Source organism: Campylobacter gracilis (assembly GCF_018374135.1).
GTDB lineage: Bacteria > Campylobacterota > Campylobacteria > Campylobacterales > Campylobacteraceae > Campylobacter_B > Campylobacter_B gracilis_A.
Genome location: NZ_JAHAFS010000024.1, coordinates 1 through 16,777, shown reverse-complemented (window position 1 = coordinate 16,777; position 16,777 = coordinate 1). Strand labels below are relative to the sequence as shown.

The following is a 16,777-nucleotide window of genomic DNA, read 5'->3' as shown; positions in this document are numbered from 1 at the left end:
TCCGCAGCGCACGAGCGACGTGGAGGCGATGTTTGACGAAGCGAGCGCGCAGCTTTTAAAGCGCCTTGCGGATGCGGGTAAGGTTGTTTTTGAGGACGGCTACTATAAAATCGCCAAGAAATAGCGGCGGAATTGCGAGGTAGAATTTTATTTCGTAATTTAATGGCAAAATTTTATCGAGATTTCGCAGGTGGAATTTTCGTCCAAATTTGCCGACAAAGTGGTGCGCCTAAGACACGGCAAGCTCGATCGAATAGAACTTTTGGATCAAAGCACGATGAAGCATAATCTCGGCTCTCAGGATAAAATTTCAGATCGCGATCCAAACAAAAGCGCTTCGCAAAGCTCTAGCGCCGAAGCTGCGAGCGAGCAAAACCCCGCTTCGCAAAATTCCGGCGGCGAAGATCAGGGTGCTAAAAATTTAAGCGGCGAAAATCAAGGTACCAAAAATTCGGGCGCGCAGAATTCCGGTGCGTAAAATTTAGCTCGCACGATGAAAAATAAAGCTACGTTAAAATTTAAAAATTTCGCTTCCTGTCCGCGCTCTTTTTGGATCCGCCCAAAGCTCGCGCTAGCAGGCGCGGCTATTTGCTGCGCATGTCTTACCGAAGTTATTTGTCTCGAAATATCAAGCGCTGATGCGAAGCCAATGAGTAAAAATTTTAAAAGCCGAAATTTTAAAAGTCTAAATTTAAAAACCGAAACGCTATGAGTACGAATTGCGAGGCAGGTCGCGCCATATAGATTTTAACTTTTAGCACAGAATTACAGCACGAGTCGCGATATACGCTTCAGCACAGATTACGGCGTGGGTTATGGCATACGCCTCGATAATAGATCGCAACATAAATTTCAATGCATACCGCGATATAAATTCTAGCGCGGATTACGACATAAATCTCGTCAAGGGTCACGGTATAAACCAAAGTATGACTTGCTACGACATACGCCCTAGTGCAGATCGCGACATAATTTCTAACGCAGATTACGATATAAATTCTAATAGGCATCGCGCCATAAATTTTAAAATTTCAAACGCAAACTTAAAACGAATTTAGCGGATTTGGAAGCAAATTTAAGGACGGATTTTAAATGATAAAATTTTTAAATTTAAAAGTTGCTACCGCCGTGTTCGCGCTGCTACTCGCAGGCTGCGACGGATGGAAGCACCATCTAAGCAGCGACGGCACCTCGCTTGCCTCCAAGTTCGACCCCTCCGAGCGCACGCTAAAGATTGAGGGCAACGACAAGCCGTTCGTGCTGTTTTTCTATGCAAGTAGCCGAATTTAGAAATTCTAAAATTTTAAAATTTAGATAAAATTCTACGATTTGGAATTTTGATAAAATTCCGTAACTACCAGCTTCCGCTAGCACCGCCTCCTCCGAAGCTTCCGCCGCCCCCACTGAAGCCGCCTCCGTTAAAACCGCCATTTCCTCCAAATCTGCCAAAATCCCCGGATGAGCCGCCTCTCATGCGCGATGAGCGCGCGATTTCGCTTATGATGTCTGCGCTCGAGATTATATCCTCGTCGCTTATTCTGCGACGCGTCACGCGGCGGCTTAGTATCGCAAAAAGCAAGACCGCAAAAAGCACCATAAAGATCGCAAAGTCCTTGTTGCTCGGATCCTGCTGCGCGTTGGCGTTAAGCGGATCAAATTTTATATCGCCGCCTTCGATCGTGCCGATGATCGCCGAAATCCCACTAATGACGCCACTTTCGTAATCTCCCTGCCTAAAATAGGGCAGAATTTTATTGCTGATGATGCGCTTGGCGCGCATATCGGTTAGCACGCCCTCTAGCCCGTATCCGACCTCGATACGCACTTTATGCTCGTGTGGAGCGACAAGCAGCAGTACGCCGTTGTCGTGCCCTTTTTGCCCGATACCAAGAGCGCGCGCCTGCTCTACGCCGATTTCCTCGATAGAGTAGTCTCCAAGCGATTTTAGGCTTACGAACATGATCTGGTTTGTGGAATTTTTATCGAAAGTCGTTAAAATTTCATTCAGGCTCTCTCTTGCGGCTGGGCGTAAAATGCCAGCCTCATCGATTACAGCGGTGCCGTTTGGATGGGCTAGATACTCGCTGGGCGCGGCAACGCTTGTTATAAATAGCGTCATTAGGGCAAAAGCAAATCTCCAAGCCACTCTCATTGCAGCTCCACCAAGGTCTCTTCTATATCGTTATTTTCGCTATCTTTAGGCACTCGCATGGCTAGCTCGCACAGCGCGTCCATCGCCTTTAAAACAGCAGGCTCAAGGCCTTGCGTGCTAGGGTTAAATTCCATCGTGATACGTTCAAAATCGCCCTTAGAGATAAACTCCGCCGCTCGCGCGCCGCAGATGATATGAGCGCAGCGCTCGCGGACGCAGACGCAAAACATTATCGCTTCTTTTACGCTGCCGTAGCGCTCGTAAAATTTTGGCATCGCAAACTCGCCTGAGAGCCGAAGTCTGCGGGATTTAGGCGTGATTATAGTTAAAAGCGTGGGGCATTTAGCTAGCAGAGTTTTAATCGCAATGAAACTAAGCGCTACGATCTGCAGTAGCTCAGCTTTACTTATTTGCGGTACGAAGCACAGAATGATGCCGATCACAAACGCCGTCACTGCCGCTGCGCCATAGCTAGCTTCGCAGTCCTCGCTTGCTTCGCGCGCGACCACGCAGACGATCTGCGCGCCGCTTGCGGCTTCGGCTTTCGTGATTAGCTCGTGGATTTTTTGCTTGCACTGCTCGCTTAGCATTTGCCGCCTTTAGCGTTATTTAAACGAGACGCTAGGGGCTTTTTGGCTTGAGCTATCAGCGCTAAAGCTAGGTTTGGCGCCGCCTAGTCCTACGATGCGCGCGATAATATTTGTAGGGAAGGTTCTAATTAGCTTGTTATATTCCTGCACCGAGGCGATGTAGTCCTTGCGCGCTACGGCGATGCGGTTTTCCGTGCCTTCGAGCTGATTTTGCAAGTCGGCAAAATTCTGATTTGCCTTGAGATCCGGGTAGCGCTCGACTACCAGCATCAAGCGCGATAGGGCCGAGCTAAGCTCACCTTGGGCGCCGTTAAATTTCGCAAACGCTTCCGGATCTTGCGCTAAGCTTTCTGCATTGATATTGACAGCAGTTGCCTTAGCGCGGGCATTTATAACGCCTTCTAAGGTATCTTTTTCATGGCTAGCGTAGCCCTTGACGGTTTCTACGAAATTTGGAATCAAGTCGGCGCGGCGCTGATATTGATTTTGTACCTGGCTCCACGCGGCCTTAACTTCTTCGTCTTTGCTTACGAGCTTGTTGTAAACCGGCACTGCAAATATCGCAAACGCAATCGCCGCAATCACTAAGACGATTATAGCTTTGATTAAGATATGAAGCCCTCCTTTTTGGCGCGGATACTCTCCTCCGCCAAAGCTCTCGCCTCGCGCGGATAAGCCTTTATCGTCGTAACCTATACGCTCGTTATTTTCTCCTTGCAGCTCTTTCATTGAAATCTCCTTGGGATGTTGGAATTTAATTTGACTAAAATTTCATATTCGATCGTGCCGAAGTGTTTTGCCCAGGCTCGCGCGTCGTCTAGCACACAAACTCGCTCGCCACCGAATTCCGCGCAGAAACTATCCATCGACATTTTTCCGAGCATTTTTTGCCCGCTTGCAAGCGCTAACTCGCTCTCGCCGTCGTGGCGAAATAGCCCGTCTGCGTAGCCCAGGTCATAGGTGCCGATCCTCATATCGCGCGGCGCTTCAAATTTCGCGCCGTAGCCCACGCGCTCGCCTTTTTTCAGCACGCGCGAGCTGATCAGATCGGCATAGAGCTTTAGCACAGGGCGTAAATTTAGGCTCTCGTCAAATTGCGGATAGCCAAACTGCGCCATACCCACGCGCACGTATTCGTCCTCAAAGCCCGCACTTCGCTCGATAGCTGCGGAGTTGCTCGAATGAAATTTTAAATTTTCAAAGCCCGCGGCGGCGGCTTTTTGCCTCGCGAGACGCTTAAATTCTATGAAATTTTGCCTCTGCGCGAAAAAATCGCCGCTTAGCTCGTCGCTTGCGCGAAAGTGTGTGAAAAAGCCACGAAGCTTAAATCCGCCCTGCTTGCATAGCCTAAGCGCCTCATCTAGCTCGCTCACAGCGATGCCGTTGCGGTGCATAGCAGTATCTGCAGCGATATAAATTTTAAGCCCTCGTTTAAGACGCGCAAAGTAGCTCAGATCATTTACTGCGTAGCAAAACCGCTCATCCTCGTCCCCACGCGGAATATGCGAGAGCACTAAAATTTCATCAAATAAATCCTCTATCTGCGCAGCTTCCACAGCACTTCGCGTTACGGCGCGTACGAAGCCTAGTTTTGCCGCTTCCTCGCAGCAAAGTCTGCAGCCATGGCCGTATGAATTATCCTTGGCTACTAAAAATACTCGCTCCGCTCCACCTACTTTGGCGGCGATTTGCGCTAGATTGTGCACATAAGCGGCGCGATCTAAGATGATCTCAGACATCGAAATTTAGTCCGTAAGTGCGGTATAAATATGGCAGCAGCTTACGCGCAGCGTAGTCGTATCCGTAGAATTTCGCATAAACTTCTTTCAAACTAGCCGCACCTGCACGCTCGAAATCAAATACGTCGGTACCTGCGATCTTTGGCACGCGCTCATCTAAGAATTTAAAAAATTCCACTCTCGCAGCCAAAAGCTCTTTTATATTTTTCTCAACCTCTTGCTTTTCAGATTCGTTCATCTCTGGTCCTTTAAATTTTCTAGTTTGCCTAAAAATACGCGCTGCATTTCGTCGCGAAACCCGGGGCTAGAGGCCTCGAAGCGGGTTACGATCACAGGCGTGGTGTTGCTTGCCCGTACGAGCGCCCAGCCGTTATCAAATCGCACTCTGATGCCGTCGATCTCGATAATATCGCGGATAGGCGGTAGCTCCGCGATACCCGCGTGGATTTGAGCTTTAAGAGCCTCGATGATCTTAAATTTTGCCTCCTCGCTCGTATTAAATTTAATCTCGTCGGTGCTAAAAACCCGCGGCAGCTTGTCTAGCTCGGCGTCTAAATCATATCCTTTAGCTACGAGCTCAAGCACGCGCATCATCGCATATACGCCGTCATCGAAGCCGAAATATCGCTCCTTAAAATATATATGCCCGCTAACCTCGGCGGCAAGGTCGATGCCAAGCTCCTTCATCGCCTTTTTGATATTGCTGTGGCCGGTCTTGCCCATGAAGCTTTTGCCGATCTTATCGATGGTATCATACATCGCTTGAGAGCATTTGACTTCGCCTAGGATGCGCGGGCGGTGCATATTTAAGGCAAGCAGGCAGGCTAGCTCGTCGCCTTTGATGTTGCGGCGCGGCGTAAGCACGGCGATCCTATCAGCATCCCCGTCAAAGCCGAAGCCTAGAGCCACGCCGTCTTGCTTCATCGCAGCTTTAAGATCCGCTAAATTTTTCTCCTCGCTGGGGTCTGGGTGATGATTTGGGAAATTGCCGTCCGGCTGCGGAAATAAAACTTTAGCGTTTAGCTCTAGCCTTTCGACAATTTTAGTAGTCGTAACGCCCGCGGCGCCGTTTGCGCAGTCGATTATAAAAGGCGCGGCAAAACCCTTAAGAGCCGCAAATTCCTTCTCAAAATATGCTAAATACTCGCTTAAGATGTCGTACTTCTGGGTGCTTGTATCGGTTGGAATTTCAAAATTTGAACTCATCAGCTCTCGCACCTGCGCGCCCAGACGCTTCAAATCCTCGCCAAAGAAGCTATCCGTGCCGATCGTGATCTTAAAGCCGTTGTAATTTTTGGGATTGTGCGAGCCGGTGATCATTACGTTTGCGTCAAATTTATGCGCAAATACGCTAAAATAGCCCACCGGCGTCGGTAGCAAGCCGATATCGTAAACCCGCAGAGCTGCAAAATTTAGCCCGCTTACGAAATAGCCGAAAAGCTCGTCCGCGCTAAGACGGGCGTCGTATCCCACGCTAACGCGCTCAAGCCCGAGATTTGCGATATGTTTACCAAGCGCGAAGCTGATCGCTTTTACGCTGCGCTCGTTTAACTCCTCGCCTACGATACCGCGAATATCGTATTCTCTAAAGATATCTTCGATCATAAAATTCCTTTAAATTTAAATCGCGGTATTTTATAAAAACTTGCTTAATATTTATATTATAAATGATAAAATCGCCGCTAAAATTCCAAAGGATTATTATGAAAAAATTTATTCTAGCAGCGATTTTAGCGGCTTTTGCTTTTGCGGGCGATTACGAGCTCGTAGGTAGCGTAAATACTTCGTTTAGAATTTTTGGCAAAGACGATCGCATCGAAGTTATCGCGGTTAAAGATCCTAAGATCGACGGCGTGACCTGCTACGTCTCTTACGCCAAAAAAGGCGGCGCCAAAGAGATCATCGGCGTGGAGGAGGACCGCTCCGAAGCCTCTGTGTCGTGCGTACAGACAGCGCCTAAGATCATCATCAAAGAGGAGCTGAAAAAAGAGGATATTTTTGAAAAACGCAGCTCGTTAATTTTCAAAAAGACCCACGTAGTTAGGCTTTACGACGCGGTGCAGGGCTCGCTAATCTATTTGGTTTATTCAGACAAAGTGATCGATGGCTCGCCTAATAACTCGATCTCGGCAATCCCGTGCCACCAAGCCGTGGGCGACGTGTGCGAGCTCGCATATACTCAAGGCAAAAAATAATAAGAAAAAATTTCGCAGAGATAAAATTTTATCGCAGCGGAATTCTAAATTAGAAATTATACGATGAGATGGCGCACAAATTTAATAGAATTCGCTAAATTCCGCAGCATTTTATAAAATTTTATCCGCGCCGTTAAATTCCTGCGCGAATGCTTAAGATGAGAATTTTACCGCTTTATCAAAGCATCTTAACGCATATTCGCGCTACGCTAGTAGGCGTGCGCTTGCAGGTCGTAAAATGAAAAATTAAGCAATTTTTGCTAAAATCTCGCGATTTTGAAAACCCTCGTAAATCTAAAGGAAATCAATGAAGACATTTTTTAGTATGGAGTGCGCGTCAGTGATGCTGCTGATTTTGGCGCTAGCCTGTGCGATCGCCACTTTTGTAGAGACCGCTTACGGCACGGAAGTAGCTTGGGCGATGGTTTATTCTGCTGCGTGGTTTGGCGCGCTGATGGTGCTTTTGGGAATAAATTTAAGCTACAATATCTATCGCTACCGCATGATTAAGCTTCGTACGCTGCCTGCGCTAATCTTTCACGCAAGCTTTTTGTTTATGCTTGTTGGAGCAATTTTGACTAGATATTTCGGCTTTGAGGGCAATATCCATATAAGAGAGGGCGGCGAAAGCTCGATCGTAACGACTAAAGACGAGGTCGTTCAGCTCCTTACTTTAGGCAGTGACGGCGAGTTTATATCTGCTGACGAGAGTAAATTTTTAAACGGCGCAGGACGGATGAACTTCGATCTCAATCTAGACGTAGAGGGCAGGATCGCAAATTTAAAATTTAAAGAGTTAATAGAGCACGGCGAGCTAAAATGGGTGCAAGATCCGACCGGACAGGCTCCTGCGCGCGTGGAGCTATTATTTTCAAACAATGTCGGCAGCCAAAATGTCTCCTTGCAATCAGGCGAAAGCATGGAGATAGGCGAGCTTAGTATCACTTTTAATGCAGAGCCTAAAAGTAAGAATTTCATCTACATAAAATCTAAAGACGGCAAATTCTATCTAAACTCAAGTCTTGATATAAACGCCACTAAAATGGCTGATATGAGCACTGTGCCGCTTAAGAGAAACGAGGATAATCCGCTAGGCAATCTCTTGCTTTACAGCTTCGACGGAATAAATTTTGCCCCCGTTAGCCTGCTTAGCTCCGCGGTCGAGAAATTCGTCCCGGTCGATGCGAATTTACCGGGTGAGCCCGGAGTCGTCGCTACACTAAGCTTTGCGGGGCAGAGTCGCGAAATCTACGTGCCTAGGGATTCGCATGGCGCTAGCTACAAGGTGGGAGATAAGAATTTCATCGTAGCCTTGGCGCCAAAGATGCTTCATCTGCCTTTTAAAATCGCGCTTCGCGACTTTGTGATGGATCGCTATCCAGGCACCAATTCGCCCTCTGGATATAAAAGCGAAATCACGCTAAGAGATGGCAATAAGAGCTTTGATTATGATATTTTTATGAATCACGTGCTCGATTACGGCGGATACCGATTTTTCCAAAGCTCATACGACACGGATGAGCGCGGCACCGTGCTTTCGGTCAATAAAGACCCTGGCAAAGTTCCAACTTACATCGGCTATTTTTTGCTTTGCGCGGGGATGTTTTTTAACTTTTTCAACCGGGGCTCGCGCTTTTTCAAGCTCTCGCGCTTAATCAGCGAAAATACACATCTTGCTCGAGAAAAAGATGTAAATTCTAAAAATTCCGCATCCAACCCAACGCCTGCGAGCCCCATAGAAAGCTCTGCATCAAAACGCACCAAAAAATCGCGACGCGGTACTAAAGGCGCAGCATTAGCATTAGTAGGCGCGTTGGCTTTGAGCTTGGCTGCATTGTATCCTAGCGCAGCAAATGCCGAACAAAACTCCACGACTCAAAATTCTATTTCGCAAAATTCCGCACCGAATTCCGCCGCTAAAAATTCCAAGCAGGGCTCCGCTTCGCAAGAATCTGCGGCGGAGCAAGACTCCATCCCGCCGCATAATTTTTCTACTATGGGAGGCGAGCTGGCCGTGCCGAAATTTGATCCTAAATTTAGCGAGGATCTGGCCAGCCTCGTAATTCAGGGATTTGATGGGCGAATGGAGCCTTTTGATACTGTTTCCAGGGAGCTTTTAAATAAAATTTACCGAGCCGACAACTACAAGGCGCCAAATGGCGAAATTTTAAACCATAACGCCGCTGCGCTTTCGTTTATGCTAAATCAAAGCTACTGGAGGCGTGCGCCGATCATCAAGGTTAGCGAGCCGGAGCTTAAGAAAATTCTAGGTATGGATGAAAAGCAAAGCCACGCCAGTATGATGGATTTTTTTGAATTTAAAGGCGGCGAGAGCTACTACAAGCTCGATAAAATGGTCGAGGAAATCAACCGAAAGCCTTTGGGCAATCGCGGTGTGCTAGATAAAGAGATCATCAAGGTAAATGAGCGCGTAAACGTCTTTTACTCGGCGTTTATGGGGGATTATTTTAGAATTATTCCGGTTAAGAACGCTAAAAATAACGAGTGGCTTTCGCCGCTATATCTAGGCGATGCGCTGGATCAAAACGAATCAACTGAAGTTAAAAAGATGATGGGGATATTCGTTTCGTCCGTAGTTTATGCTCAAGAAAGCGGGGATTGGAGCGGCGCAGAAAAGATGCTAAGCTACGTCAAAAAATACCAGGCACAAAACGGCGCAAATTTAATGCCTAGCGAGAGCGCGATAAAATATGAAATTTTATTTAATAAGGCTAAAATTTTTAAGCGCCTCTTTCCGATCTACACCGTCTCGGGATTTTTGCTTCTGATCTTTATCTTTTTGCGGATGATGAAGCCCGCTCTTCGCTTAGGCGGCGCGTTTAAGCTCGTTTACGTCGTAAATATCGTCGCTTTCATCGCACATACTGCAGGTCTTGCGCTGCGCGGCTACGTCTCGGGGCACGCGCCGTGGAGTAACTCCTACGAATCGCTCATCTACATCGCGTGGGCGCTGTCGCTAAGCGGAATTTTTTTCTCGCGCAAATCCGCGATCTCGCTGGCGCTAACGTCGATAATGGCGGGCATAACGCTGATGGTGGCGCATCTTAGCGACATCGATCCGCAGATCACCAATCTCCAGCCGGTTCTAAAATCGCACTGGCTTACGATTCACGTCTCGGTAATCACCGCGAGCTACGGATTTTTAGGCCTTTGTATGCTGCTTGGAATTTTTACCCTCGTGATGTTCCTGTTTGACAAGAAAAACCCCGAGATCGCGCGCAACATCACAGAGGCCACGCACATCAACGAAATGTCGATGATCCTAGGGCTTTGTTTGCTGACGGTGGGCAACTTCCTAGGCGGCGTGTGGGCGAACGAAAGCTGGGGGCGCTACTGGGGCTGGGATCCGAAGGAGACCTGGGCGCTCATTACGATTTTCATCTACGCGGTGGTAGTGCATTTTAGATTTATGCCTAAGCTCAACAATCAATTCGCTTTTGCCGTAGCCTCGATGTTTGCGTATTTTAGCGTCATAATGACCTATTTTGGTGTAAATTTCTACCTAAGCGGAATGCACTCATACGCTAGCGGCGAGCGCATTCCGGTGCCCGGCTGGGCGTATGTGATGGTTGCCTCGATGATAGCTCTTGCGATCGCGGCGTATTTCCGCTCGGGCAAAGCAGCTAGGCTTTAGATAGACGGGCTCAAATTTTAGAATAATAATTTTGAAATTTCGCCCAGATTTCGCAGCTTGCCAAGGCTTTAGGGATTTATGAAATTTATCTTTAAATTTCGGCTAGGCTTTGAAGTCCTGCAAAATTTTATAGAATTTTACGACTCGCGATTGCGCTAAATTTTAAAATTTTGCATCGCGACAGAATGCATCGCGACAGGACTTTGATGCTTAAAATTTTTAAGGCGTCGTAAAATTCTAATGATTTGGAATTTGCGCTTCTATGGGATTTTAATGTTTTAAATTTTACTTCTAGCGGAATTTTTTCATGCGATAGAAGCTCGACGAATTCTAGAATTTTAAAATTTCAGCTAGCGCGCTAGCGTAAAATTCTGCCCTGTTGCCGCCATGACCGAGCAGTGAAATTTTAAAATTTGATTTTATAAATTCTATGCTCGTCTTTAAATTTAAAATTTAAAATCTCGCACTTTATGAAATTTTATTTATGGCGTCGAGATTTTAAAATTTCGCATGTTCTTGCCATAACGAATTTTGCGCGACAAAATTTTAAATTCCGCGCCATGATGGAATATGATAGAATTTGAAAATTTATAAAATTTTAAACCGCGAAAACGCCTCGCTAGGCATTAAAATTATCTTAAAATATAATTTAGCTTGCAAGGTTAAGCTAAATTTCTGCTTATAATCATATTGATTTAATCTTTATTTGGCTAAAATTGACGCTTGTCAATTTCTTAATTTGAAAGGATAAAGATGTCTGATCTAAAACAGGATAGACGAGGCTTTATCGGGCTTACTTTCGGCGCAGTTGCCGCTGTGGGTGGTGTTTTCGCGCTAGTGGGGATGAAGAAATCGTGGGATCCGCTACCTAGCGTGCGCGCCGCCGGCGTCACTACGGTAGATTTAAGTCCGATCAAAGAGGGCGAGCTGTATCAAACGCAGTGGCGTAAAAAGCCGATTTTCGTGCTTAAAAAGACCGCCGATATGCCTAAAAACGATGCCCGCGACGTCGTCGTAGGAGATGCTAGATATACGCTTTGCATAGGGCTTTGCACGCATTTGGGCTGTATTCCTAGCTACAAGCCATCGACGCAACAATTCATCTGTGCATGTCACGGCGGGATTTTCGATGCTAACGGCGTAAACGTGTTCGGTCCGCCGCCGCGTCCTATGGATATACCGCCCTTTAGAATCGACGGAACGAAACTCGTTTTAGGCGAAGAGGGCCCCGAATACCAAGCCCTAAAGCAGAAAGCATAGGAGGCGCAGATGGCACATATCAGAAAGGCTACGGGAGTTTGGGATTGGTTCGACCAAAGGCTCGCCGTAACGAAATTTTTTAAAGTAATGGTAAGCGAGTATTGGATTCCTAAAAATATCAGCTTCCTTTGGGCGATGGGCGTTATTTTGATGACGCTATTTATAGTTTTGTTCGTTAGTGGACTAATGCTCGTGATGTATTACAAACCAGATGTAAATCTCGCATTTGATAGCGTAAATTTCACGATTATGAAAGAGGTCGAATACGGCTGGCTATGGCGTCATATCCACGCAGTATCGGCATCGGTTGTATTTTTGATCTTATACATTCATACTTTAGTAGCTATATATTACCGCTCGTATAAGCAAGGGCGAGAGATGATTTGGGTAAGCGGAATGCTGCTTTTCATCATCTTTTCGGCTGAGGCTTTCAGTGGCTATATGCTTCCGTGGGGGCAGATGAGCTACTGGGCGGCTATGGTTATTACTAATCTTTTTGGAGGAATTCCAGTAGTTGGCGATGCAATAGTCGAATGGATTCGCGGCGATTACGCTGTTAGTGATCCGACGCTGACGCGATTTTTTATGCTTCACGTCTGTTTGCTGCCTCTTGTAGTGGTTGCGGTGCTGGCGGTGCATTTTTATTCGCTTAGATTTCCGCATGTAAATAACCTAGACGGCGAGGAGATTGACTTTGAGCTCGAGGGCGAGAAGTATCTGCAGGGCAAAACGGGCGAAAGCAAGGTAATTCCGTTTTGGCCGGGCTTTTTGGCGAAGGATTTTTTCTACGTCAGTATCTTTATGATATTTTTCTTTTATCTGGTCGGCTTTCACTTCGATTTTGCGATGGATCCGATAAATTTCGAGCCGGCAAATAGCCTCAAAACCCCAACGCATATCTATCCGGAGTGGTACTTCCTTTGGGAGTATGAAATTTTGCGCGGATTTTACTTTGATGTAGGACCGCTTAAGGCCGCCGACATCGGGCTTATCGCCTTTGCATTCGCCGGAGTTTCGCTGTTTTTTATCCCGTTATTTGATCGCAGCAGCGTAGTAGCGCCTGCGCACAAAAACAAAGCGTTTTTCATTTGGTTTTGGATTTTAGTAATCGACATGATCCTGCTTAGCCTTTTCGGCAAGCTCCCTGCAGACGGCGCAGAGCTTGGTATCGAAAATAAATACTGGGGCTTTGCCTTATCGATCATCTATATCGGATTGCTCGTCGTAGTGCTTCCATTAATTACAATCGCAGAAAGAAAGAGGGTCTAGCCATGAAAGAGATAAGAACCCTAATCTTAGTGCTTTTTTGTGTGGGAATTTTATACTGGTTTATCGAGCCGTATGCTCATACTAAGCTTAGTCCGCACACTGATCCGGCAAATTACGACTTTGCGGCAGGCGATACGGCTTTAGCCGCGCATAACGTAGCCGCAGCAGAAAGCGCTTTGGCCGCAGCAGAAAAGGGCGGGGATGAGACGATGATAAAAAATTCTAAAAAAGCCCTTACTGGTGCGAAAGAGCAACAAGACAAAACGGTGCTTTTTTGGGATGAGATAAATAAAATCGATCTTAGCAAAGGCGATGCCGTACGCGGCGCTGAAACCTTTACAAATGCAGGCTGCACCGCATGTCATGGAGTAAAAAGTGCAAATATCCCCGCTCCTATGGACGCGGCAAGCGCTAGTGCCGCATACGGCGTAAATCCTCCGGATCTTAGTAGTGCAGGCTATCTATATACCGATAAATTCTTAGCTGCGCTCATCAAAGATCCGATCATGGCTCTTAAGCTAGATCAGAAATTTGGCGATGAAAAGCCTTTTCCGATGCCTGGATTTTTCGGTGCGGGCGGTGATTTAAATCAAGAGATCGCCGATATCGTAGCCTATCTAAAATCGCTCGCTCCTAGCGAGGATAAGCTAATCGCCTCTGAGGCTGCTGCTAGCGGCATCAAACAAGGCACTGAACTAGACGAAGCGCAGAAAAAATTCCTTTTAAGCAAGGCAGTTTTTGAGGATGCTTGTCTAAGATGCCACGATGTCAAATATGATAAGCTCTTTGCATCCAGCGACAAGGCTAGCTTGGCTGCATATATGGGCTCGACGCCTCCTGATCTTTCGATGATGATCCGTTCTAAGGGCGCCAACTATCTGCACGAGTTTATCAATGATACGCAAAAGAAGCTTCCAGGCACTTCGATGCCGCGCGTAGGCTTGAACGAAAACGCCGAAGCCAAGGTCGTGGAATATCTAGCTGACGTAGGCGATAGCAAAAAAGCCGAGCGTGAAGCTACAACCATAAATATTATGATTTATTTCTTGATCCTTTCTGTTTTTGCAGGTCTTTGGAAAAGCAAAATTTGGTCGAAACTTCACTAAAATTTTAGCAGTCGGAGTAAAATCCGACTGCCTTTTAAAATTCCGCCATATCCTAAATTCTATTAAATTCTATCTATCAAAAAGCTCTTGCAATTGAGAATTTAGCCGCTTTCGTGCTTTATGATAACCGCTTTTTTTATTACTTTTTAAGATTTTTCTACATATAATTGCCGCTCGATTTTGAAATTTAATGTATGAATTCAACTCAAGAAGGTTCAGATGAAATTTTTTAAATTTGCGGTTTTAGCTCTAATTTTTCCGCTTGCTATGCTTTTTGCGGATACGGATTATCGCGCCGAAGCAGCGACGATAAAAGAGAAATTTGCTCAAGCGATCAAGCTTTATGTTGATGGTAACAATTCTGAAGCTAGAAAAATAACCCAAGAGGCTTATTTTGGGCATTTTGAAAATCTAGAAGCTGGCATCCGCATAAATTTGGGACAGAAAAAATCCTACGATATGGAGAAGCAATTCGGCGATATCCGTAAAGCGATCAAAGCTGAAAAGCCGCTAAATGAAATTCAAGCGATGATCGATAATCTAAATCGCGAGATTGATGAGGTTCTGCCTGCGATCGAATCTGGTCATCGTCTCGTAGCTGAGTATCAAGACGGAGGCGACGGCAGCACCTCTGCGCCAGCCTCAGGCGGGAATTCCGCAGCATCCGGTACAACTTCGCCTTGGATGAGCGTCTATACGGAATTTAAAACTGAGCTGGATAACGCTAAAGATGCGTTTGATAAAAAAGACACTGCTGCGCTAAAAGCTGCGCTAAATCGCGCGAAATTTGATATCTACCGCAACGAACGCCTAGAAGAGGCGGTACGAAAATATGTCTCGTCTCAGACCGATCAATCAATCCAGCAGATCATCGGAAATCTATTGCGCGAGGATTCGGATACGGACAAATCAAAATTTGACGAAGCGATAAACGCCCTAGATAATCTAGCATTAAAAGCTGTAAATGATTTGCCGCAAGAAAGCTATTCCATAGCGCCGCAGACTGCGTTAGCACAAAGCGATACTAGTGAGGATGAGGGTAAGGATTTTACGCCGATTGTGCAAAATATCAAGGATAAGATGGCTAAGGTTTTGCAGCTTTACGAGAGCAGCAAGGTTGATGATGCGATCGACGAGAGCGGCAATATCTACTTTGATGAATACGAAGAGAGCGGTATGGAAAATATCGTCGGTGCTAAAAATACTCAGCTTAAACTAGATACAGAAGCAAGTTTTAATAAAATTTCGGCTCTTATGCGCGCGGGCGCTTCCAAAGAGCAGATCGTAGCGGCGCAAAATAAGCTATTTGATCAGCTTACCCAAAGCCTAGAGCTAACGAAAAAATCAAGCAATTGGGATCTATTTTTATACGCGTTTATCATCATCTTGCGTGAAGGATTTGAAGCGCTCATCATCGTAGCCGCAGTCATCGCTCTACTTATAAAATCCGGTAACTCAAAGCACCTAAATATCGTTTACAGCGCTCTTGGCGTCGCGGTTGTGCTAAGTATCGCTACGGCTTATGGGTTGAATTATATCTTCGGTAGCGAAAATGCAGGACAAACGCGCGAAGTGATGGAGGGCGCGGTGATGTTAATCGCCGTAGTTCTGCTATTTTACGTGGGCTTTTGGCTTCTTTCAAATGCAAGCTCCAAAAAGTGGAGCGCCTATATCCAAGGTCAAATTTCAAACAGCCTAAGCTCGGGCGATAGCAAGATGCTTTGGTGGACGGTGTTTTTAGCGGTTTATCGCGAGGGCGCAGAGACGGTGCTATTTTATCTGGCACTACTTTTCGATGCCAAAAGTCCGGCAGCTACCAGCATGGTAGCAGCGGGCTTTGTAGCTGGTCTAGCGGCTCTTATTATAGTTTATATCGTCATCAAAAAATTCTCGCTTAAAATCGCCATCAAGCCATTTTTCATCGCTACATCAGTCATTATCTTTTATATGTCCGTCGTATTCGTGGGCAAGGGCGTGATGGAGCTAGTCGAGGGCAAGGTATTCGTGCCTACCGTAATAGATGGGCTTCCAACGATTACGTGGATTGGATTTTATCCTTACGTCCAGAGCCTCGTGCCGCAAGCGGTAATGATCGTGCTTCTAATCGTAGGAATTTTAATCTTAAAAAATAAGCAAAAAAACAAATCTTAATAAGGAGAGAAAAGATGAAAAAGATTTTTTCAGGTATGTTGGCACTAAGCCTAGCCTCTGTTATAGCAATGGCGGGAGAGCATCCAATCGGCGAGCCGATTGAGCAAAATGGAATGGAGATCGCTGCTGTATATCTTCAGCCTATCGATATGGAGCCTAAAGGCATTGATCTAGCTCCTAGCAAGGCAGACATCCACCTAGAGGCAGACATCCACGCTATTAAGGGCAACGCAAATGGATTCGGCGAGGGCGAGTGGATCCCTTACCTAAAGATCGCTTACGTGCTTAAAAACCTAGACACCGGCAAGATCCAAAAGGGAAATTTCATGCCGATGGTAGCTAGCGACGGCCCTCACTACGGCGCCAATATCAAGATGGTAAACGGCGTAGGCAACTACGAGCTAACCTACAACATCGAAAATCCAAGCGCCAATGGATTCGGTCGCCACGCGGACAAAGCGACCGGCGTAGGCAAATGGTGGGAGCCGTTCTCGGTTAAATACACCTTCCAATACACAGGCGCTCCTAAAGAGTAAATCGTAGCTGAGACTCCGCCGAGTCCGTTTTCGGCGGAGCTCTAGCGGTATTGGGTTTAGCCGCACGCTTTAAATTTAAGACGGTTAAATTTAGCCCATTTAAAATTTAATCGCTACGCCGCAG

The 16,777-nt window shown here is 46.4% G+C and carries 16 protein-coding genes; 10 read left to right on the top strand and 6 right to left on the bottom strand.

Features of this window, described 5'->3' with window-relative positions:
* Nucleotides 1–190: 190 nt before the first annotated feature.
* The 3 genes from KH703_RS09455 (at nucleotide 191) to KH703_RS09445 (ending at nucleotide 1,290) form a co-directional block, all read left to right on the top strand.
* Entirely contained in the window at nucleotides 191–478 is a 288-nt protein-coding gene (locus KH703_RS09455) for a hypothetical protein (RefSeq protein ID WP_304295625.1), read from the top strand.
* Nucleotides 479–815: 337 nt separating this feature from the next.
* Nucleotides 816–1,058: a hypothetical protein gene (locus KH703_RS09450; protein WP_304295624.1), complete on the top strand. Its 243-nt coding sequence runs from the start codon at nucleotides 816–818 to the stop codon at nucleotides 1,056–1,058.
* 34 nt (nucleotides 1,059–1,092) lie between these two features.
* A complete protein-coding gene (locus tag KH703_RS09445) occupies nucleotides 1,093–1,290 on the top strand; it encodes a hypothetical protein (RefSeq protein WP_304295623.1) in 198 nt (65 codons plus the stop codon).
* A 64-nt stretch (nucleotides 1,291–1,354) separates the two neighbouring features.
* Here the strand turns inward: KH703_RS09445 and KH703_RS09440 are convergent, their stop codons facing one another.
* The 6 genes from KH703_RS09440 to KH703_RS09415 are packed head-to-tail and all read right to left on the bottom strand — an operon-like array spanning nucleotide 1,355 to nucleotide 6,086.
* Complete coding sequence (locus tag KH703_RS09440) at nucleotides 1,355–2,152, bottom strand: YgcG family protein (RefSeq protein WP_304295622.1); 798 nt, start codon at nucleotides 2,150–2,152, stop codon at nucleotides 1,355–1,357.
* On the bottom strand, nucleotides 2,149–2,742 hold the full coding sequence (locus KH703_RS09435) for a hypothetical protein (protein ID WP_304295621.1): 594 nt from the start codon (nucleotides 2,740–2,742) through the stop codon (nucleotides 2,149–2,151). The genes KH703_RS09440 and KH703_RS09435 overlap by 4 nt, the downstream gene beginning before the upstream one ends.
* Nucleotides 2,743–2,757: 15 nt before the next feature.
* A complete protein-coding gene (locus tag KH703_RS09430; RefSeq protein ID WP_304295619.1) occupies nucleotides 2,758–3,471 on the bottom strand; it encodes a LemA family protein in 714 nt (237 codons plus the stop codon).
* Nucleotides 3,468–4,481 carry an alanine racemase gene (locus tag KH703_RS09425; RefSeq protein ID WP_304295617.1) on the bottom strand — a complete coding sequence of 338 codons (1,014 nt, stop codon included), beginning with the start codon at nucleotides 4,479–4,481 and terminating at the stop codon, nucleotides 3,468–3,470. The genes KH703_RS09430 and KH703_RS09425 overlap by 4 nt, the downstream gene beginning before the upstream one ends.
* Nucleotides 4,474–4,719, bottom strand: a complete 246-nt coding sequence (cmeU, locus tag KH703_RS09420; protein ID WP_304295615.1) for a CmeU family protein — start codon at nucleotides 4,717–4,719, stop codon at nucleotides 4,474–4,476. Before cmeU ends, KH703_RS09425 begins: the two co-directional genes overlap by 8 nt.
* A complete protein-coding gene (locus KH703_RS09415) occupies nucleotides 4,716–6,086 on the bottom strand; it encodes a phosphomannomutase/phosphoglucomutase (protein WP_304295613.1) in 1,371 nt (456 codons plus the stop codon). Before KH703_RS09415 ends, cmeU begins: the two co-directional genes overlap by 4 nt.
* Before the next feature lie 98 nt (nucleotides 6,087–6,184).
* Here KH703_RS09415 and KH703_RS09410 point away from each other — a divergent pair, with 98 nt between their 5' ends.
* The 7 genes from KH703_RS09410 (at nucleotide 6,185) to KH703_RS09380 (ending at nucleotide 16,653) form a co-directional block, all read left to right on the top strand.
* The gene (locus tag KH703_RS09410) at nucleotides 6,185–6,676 is read left to right on the top strand and encodes a CreA family protein (RefSeq protein ID WP_295152980.1); all 492 of its coding nucleotides are present in this window, start codon (nucleotides 6,185–6,187) and stop codon (nucleotides 6,674–6,676) included.
* Between the two features lie 307 nt (nucleotides 6,677–6,983).
* Complete coding sequence (ccsA, locus tag KH703_RS09405) at nucleotides 6,984–10,331, top strand: cytochrome c biogenesis protein CcsA (RefSeq protein WP_304295611.1); 3,348 nt, start codon at nucleotides 6,984–6,986, stop codon at nucleotides 10,329–10,331.
* Between the two features lie 753 nt (nucleotides 10,332–11,084).
* Entirely contained in the window at nucleotides 11,085–11,591 is a 507-nt protein-coding gene (gene petA, locus KH703_RS09400) for a ubiquinol-cytochrome c reductase iron-sulfur subunit (RefSeq protein WP_304295609.1), read from the top strand.
* A gap of 9 nt (nucleotides 11,592–11,600) precedes the next feature.
* The gene (locus tag KH703_RS09395; RefSeq protein ID WP_304295607.1) at nucleotides 11,601–12,860 is read left to right on the top strand and encodes a cytochrome bc complex cytochrome b subunit; all 1,260 of its coding nucleotides are present in this window, start codon (nucleotides 11,601–11,603) and stop codon (nucleotides 12,858–12,860) included.
* A gap of 2 nt (nucleotides 12,861–12,862) precedes the next feature.
* Nucleotides 12,863–13,966 carry a c-type cytochrome gene (locus KH703_RS09390; RefSeq protein WP_304295605.1) on the top strand — a complete coding sequence of 368 codons (1,104 nt, stop codon included), beginning with the start codon at nucleotides 12,863–12,865 and terminating at the stop codon, nucleotides 13,964–13,966.
* A gap of 219 nt (nucleotides 13,967–14,185) precedes the next feature.
* Nucleotides 14,186–16,117: an FTR1 family protein gene (locus KH703_RS09385; protein ID WP_304295604.1), complete on the top strand. Its 1,932-nt coding sequence runs from the start codon at nucleotides 14,186–14,188 to the stop codon at nucleotides 16,115–16,117.
* Nucleotides 16,118–16,131: 14 nt separating this feature from the next.
* A complete protein-coding gene (locus tag KH703_RS09380; RefSeq protein WP_005869331.1) occupies nucleotides 16,132–16,653 on the top strand; it encodes an iron transporter in 522 nt (173 codons plus the stop codon).
* The last annotated feature ends 124 nt before the right edge of the window (nucleotides 16,654–16,777 follow it).

Coding starts and splice junctions, on each gene's coding strand:
- KH703_RS09385 (WP_304295604.1), top strand. CDS start 14,186: ATGAAATTTTTTAAATTTGCGGTTTTAGCTCTAATTTTTCCGCTTGCT.
- KH703_RS09380 (WP_005869331.1), top strand. CDS start 16,132: ATGAAAAAGATTTTTTCAGGTATGTTGGCACTAAGCCTAGCCTCTGTT.
- KH703_RS09430 (WP_304295619.1), bottom strand. CDS start 3,471: ATGAAAGAGCTGCAAGGAGAAAATAACGAGCGTATAGGTTACGACGAT.
- ccsA (WP_304295611.1), top strand. CDS start 6,984: ATGAAGACATTTTTTAGTATGGAGTGCGCGTCAGTGATGCTGCTGATT.
- KH703_RS09410 (WP_295152980.1), top strand. CDS start 6,185: ATGAAAAAATTTATTCTAGCAGCGATTTTAGCGGCTTTTGCTTTTGCG.
- KH703_RS09435 (WP_304295621.1), bottom strand. CDS start 2,742: ATGCTAAGCGAGCAGTGCAAGCAAAAAATCCACGAGCTAATCACGAAA.
- KH703_RS09450 (WP_304295624.1), top strand. CDS start 816: ATGGCATACGCCTCGATAATAGATCGCAACATAAATTTCAATGCATAC.
- KH703_RS09415 (WP_304295613.1), bottom strand. CDS start 6,086: ATGATCGAAGATATCTTTAGAGAATACGATATTCGCGGTATCGTAGGC.
- KH703_RS09445 (WP_304295623.1), top strand. CDS start 1,093: ATGATAAAATTTTTAAATTTAAAAGTTGCTACCGCCGTGTTCGCGCTG.
- KH703_RS09390 (WP_304295605.1), top strand. CDS start 12,863: ATGAAAGAGATAAGAACCCTAATCTTAGTGCTTTTTTGTGTGGGAATT.
- KH703_RS09440 (WP_304295622.1), bottom strand. CDS start 2,152: ATGAGAGTGGCTTGGAGATTTGCTTTTGCCCTAATGACGCTATTTATA.
- petA (WP_304295609.1), top strand. CDS start 11,085: ATGTCTGATCTAAAACAGGATAGACGAGGCTTTATCGGGCTTACTTTC.
- cmeU (WP_304295615.1), bottom strand. CDS start 4,719: ATGAACGAATCTGAAAAGCAAGAGGTTGAGAAAAATATAAAAGAGCTT.
- KH703_RS09425 (WP_304295617.1), bottom strand. CDS start 4,481: ATGTCTGAGATCATCTTAGATCGCGCCGCTTATGTGCACAATCTAGCG.
- KH703_RS09395 (WP_304295607.1), top strand. CDS start 11,601: ATGGCACATATCAGAAAGGCTACGGGAGTTTGGGATTGGTTCGACCAA.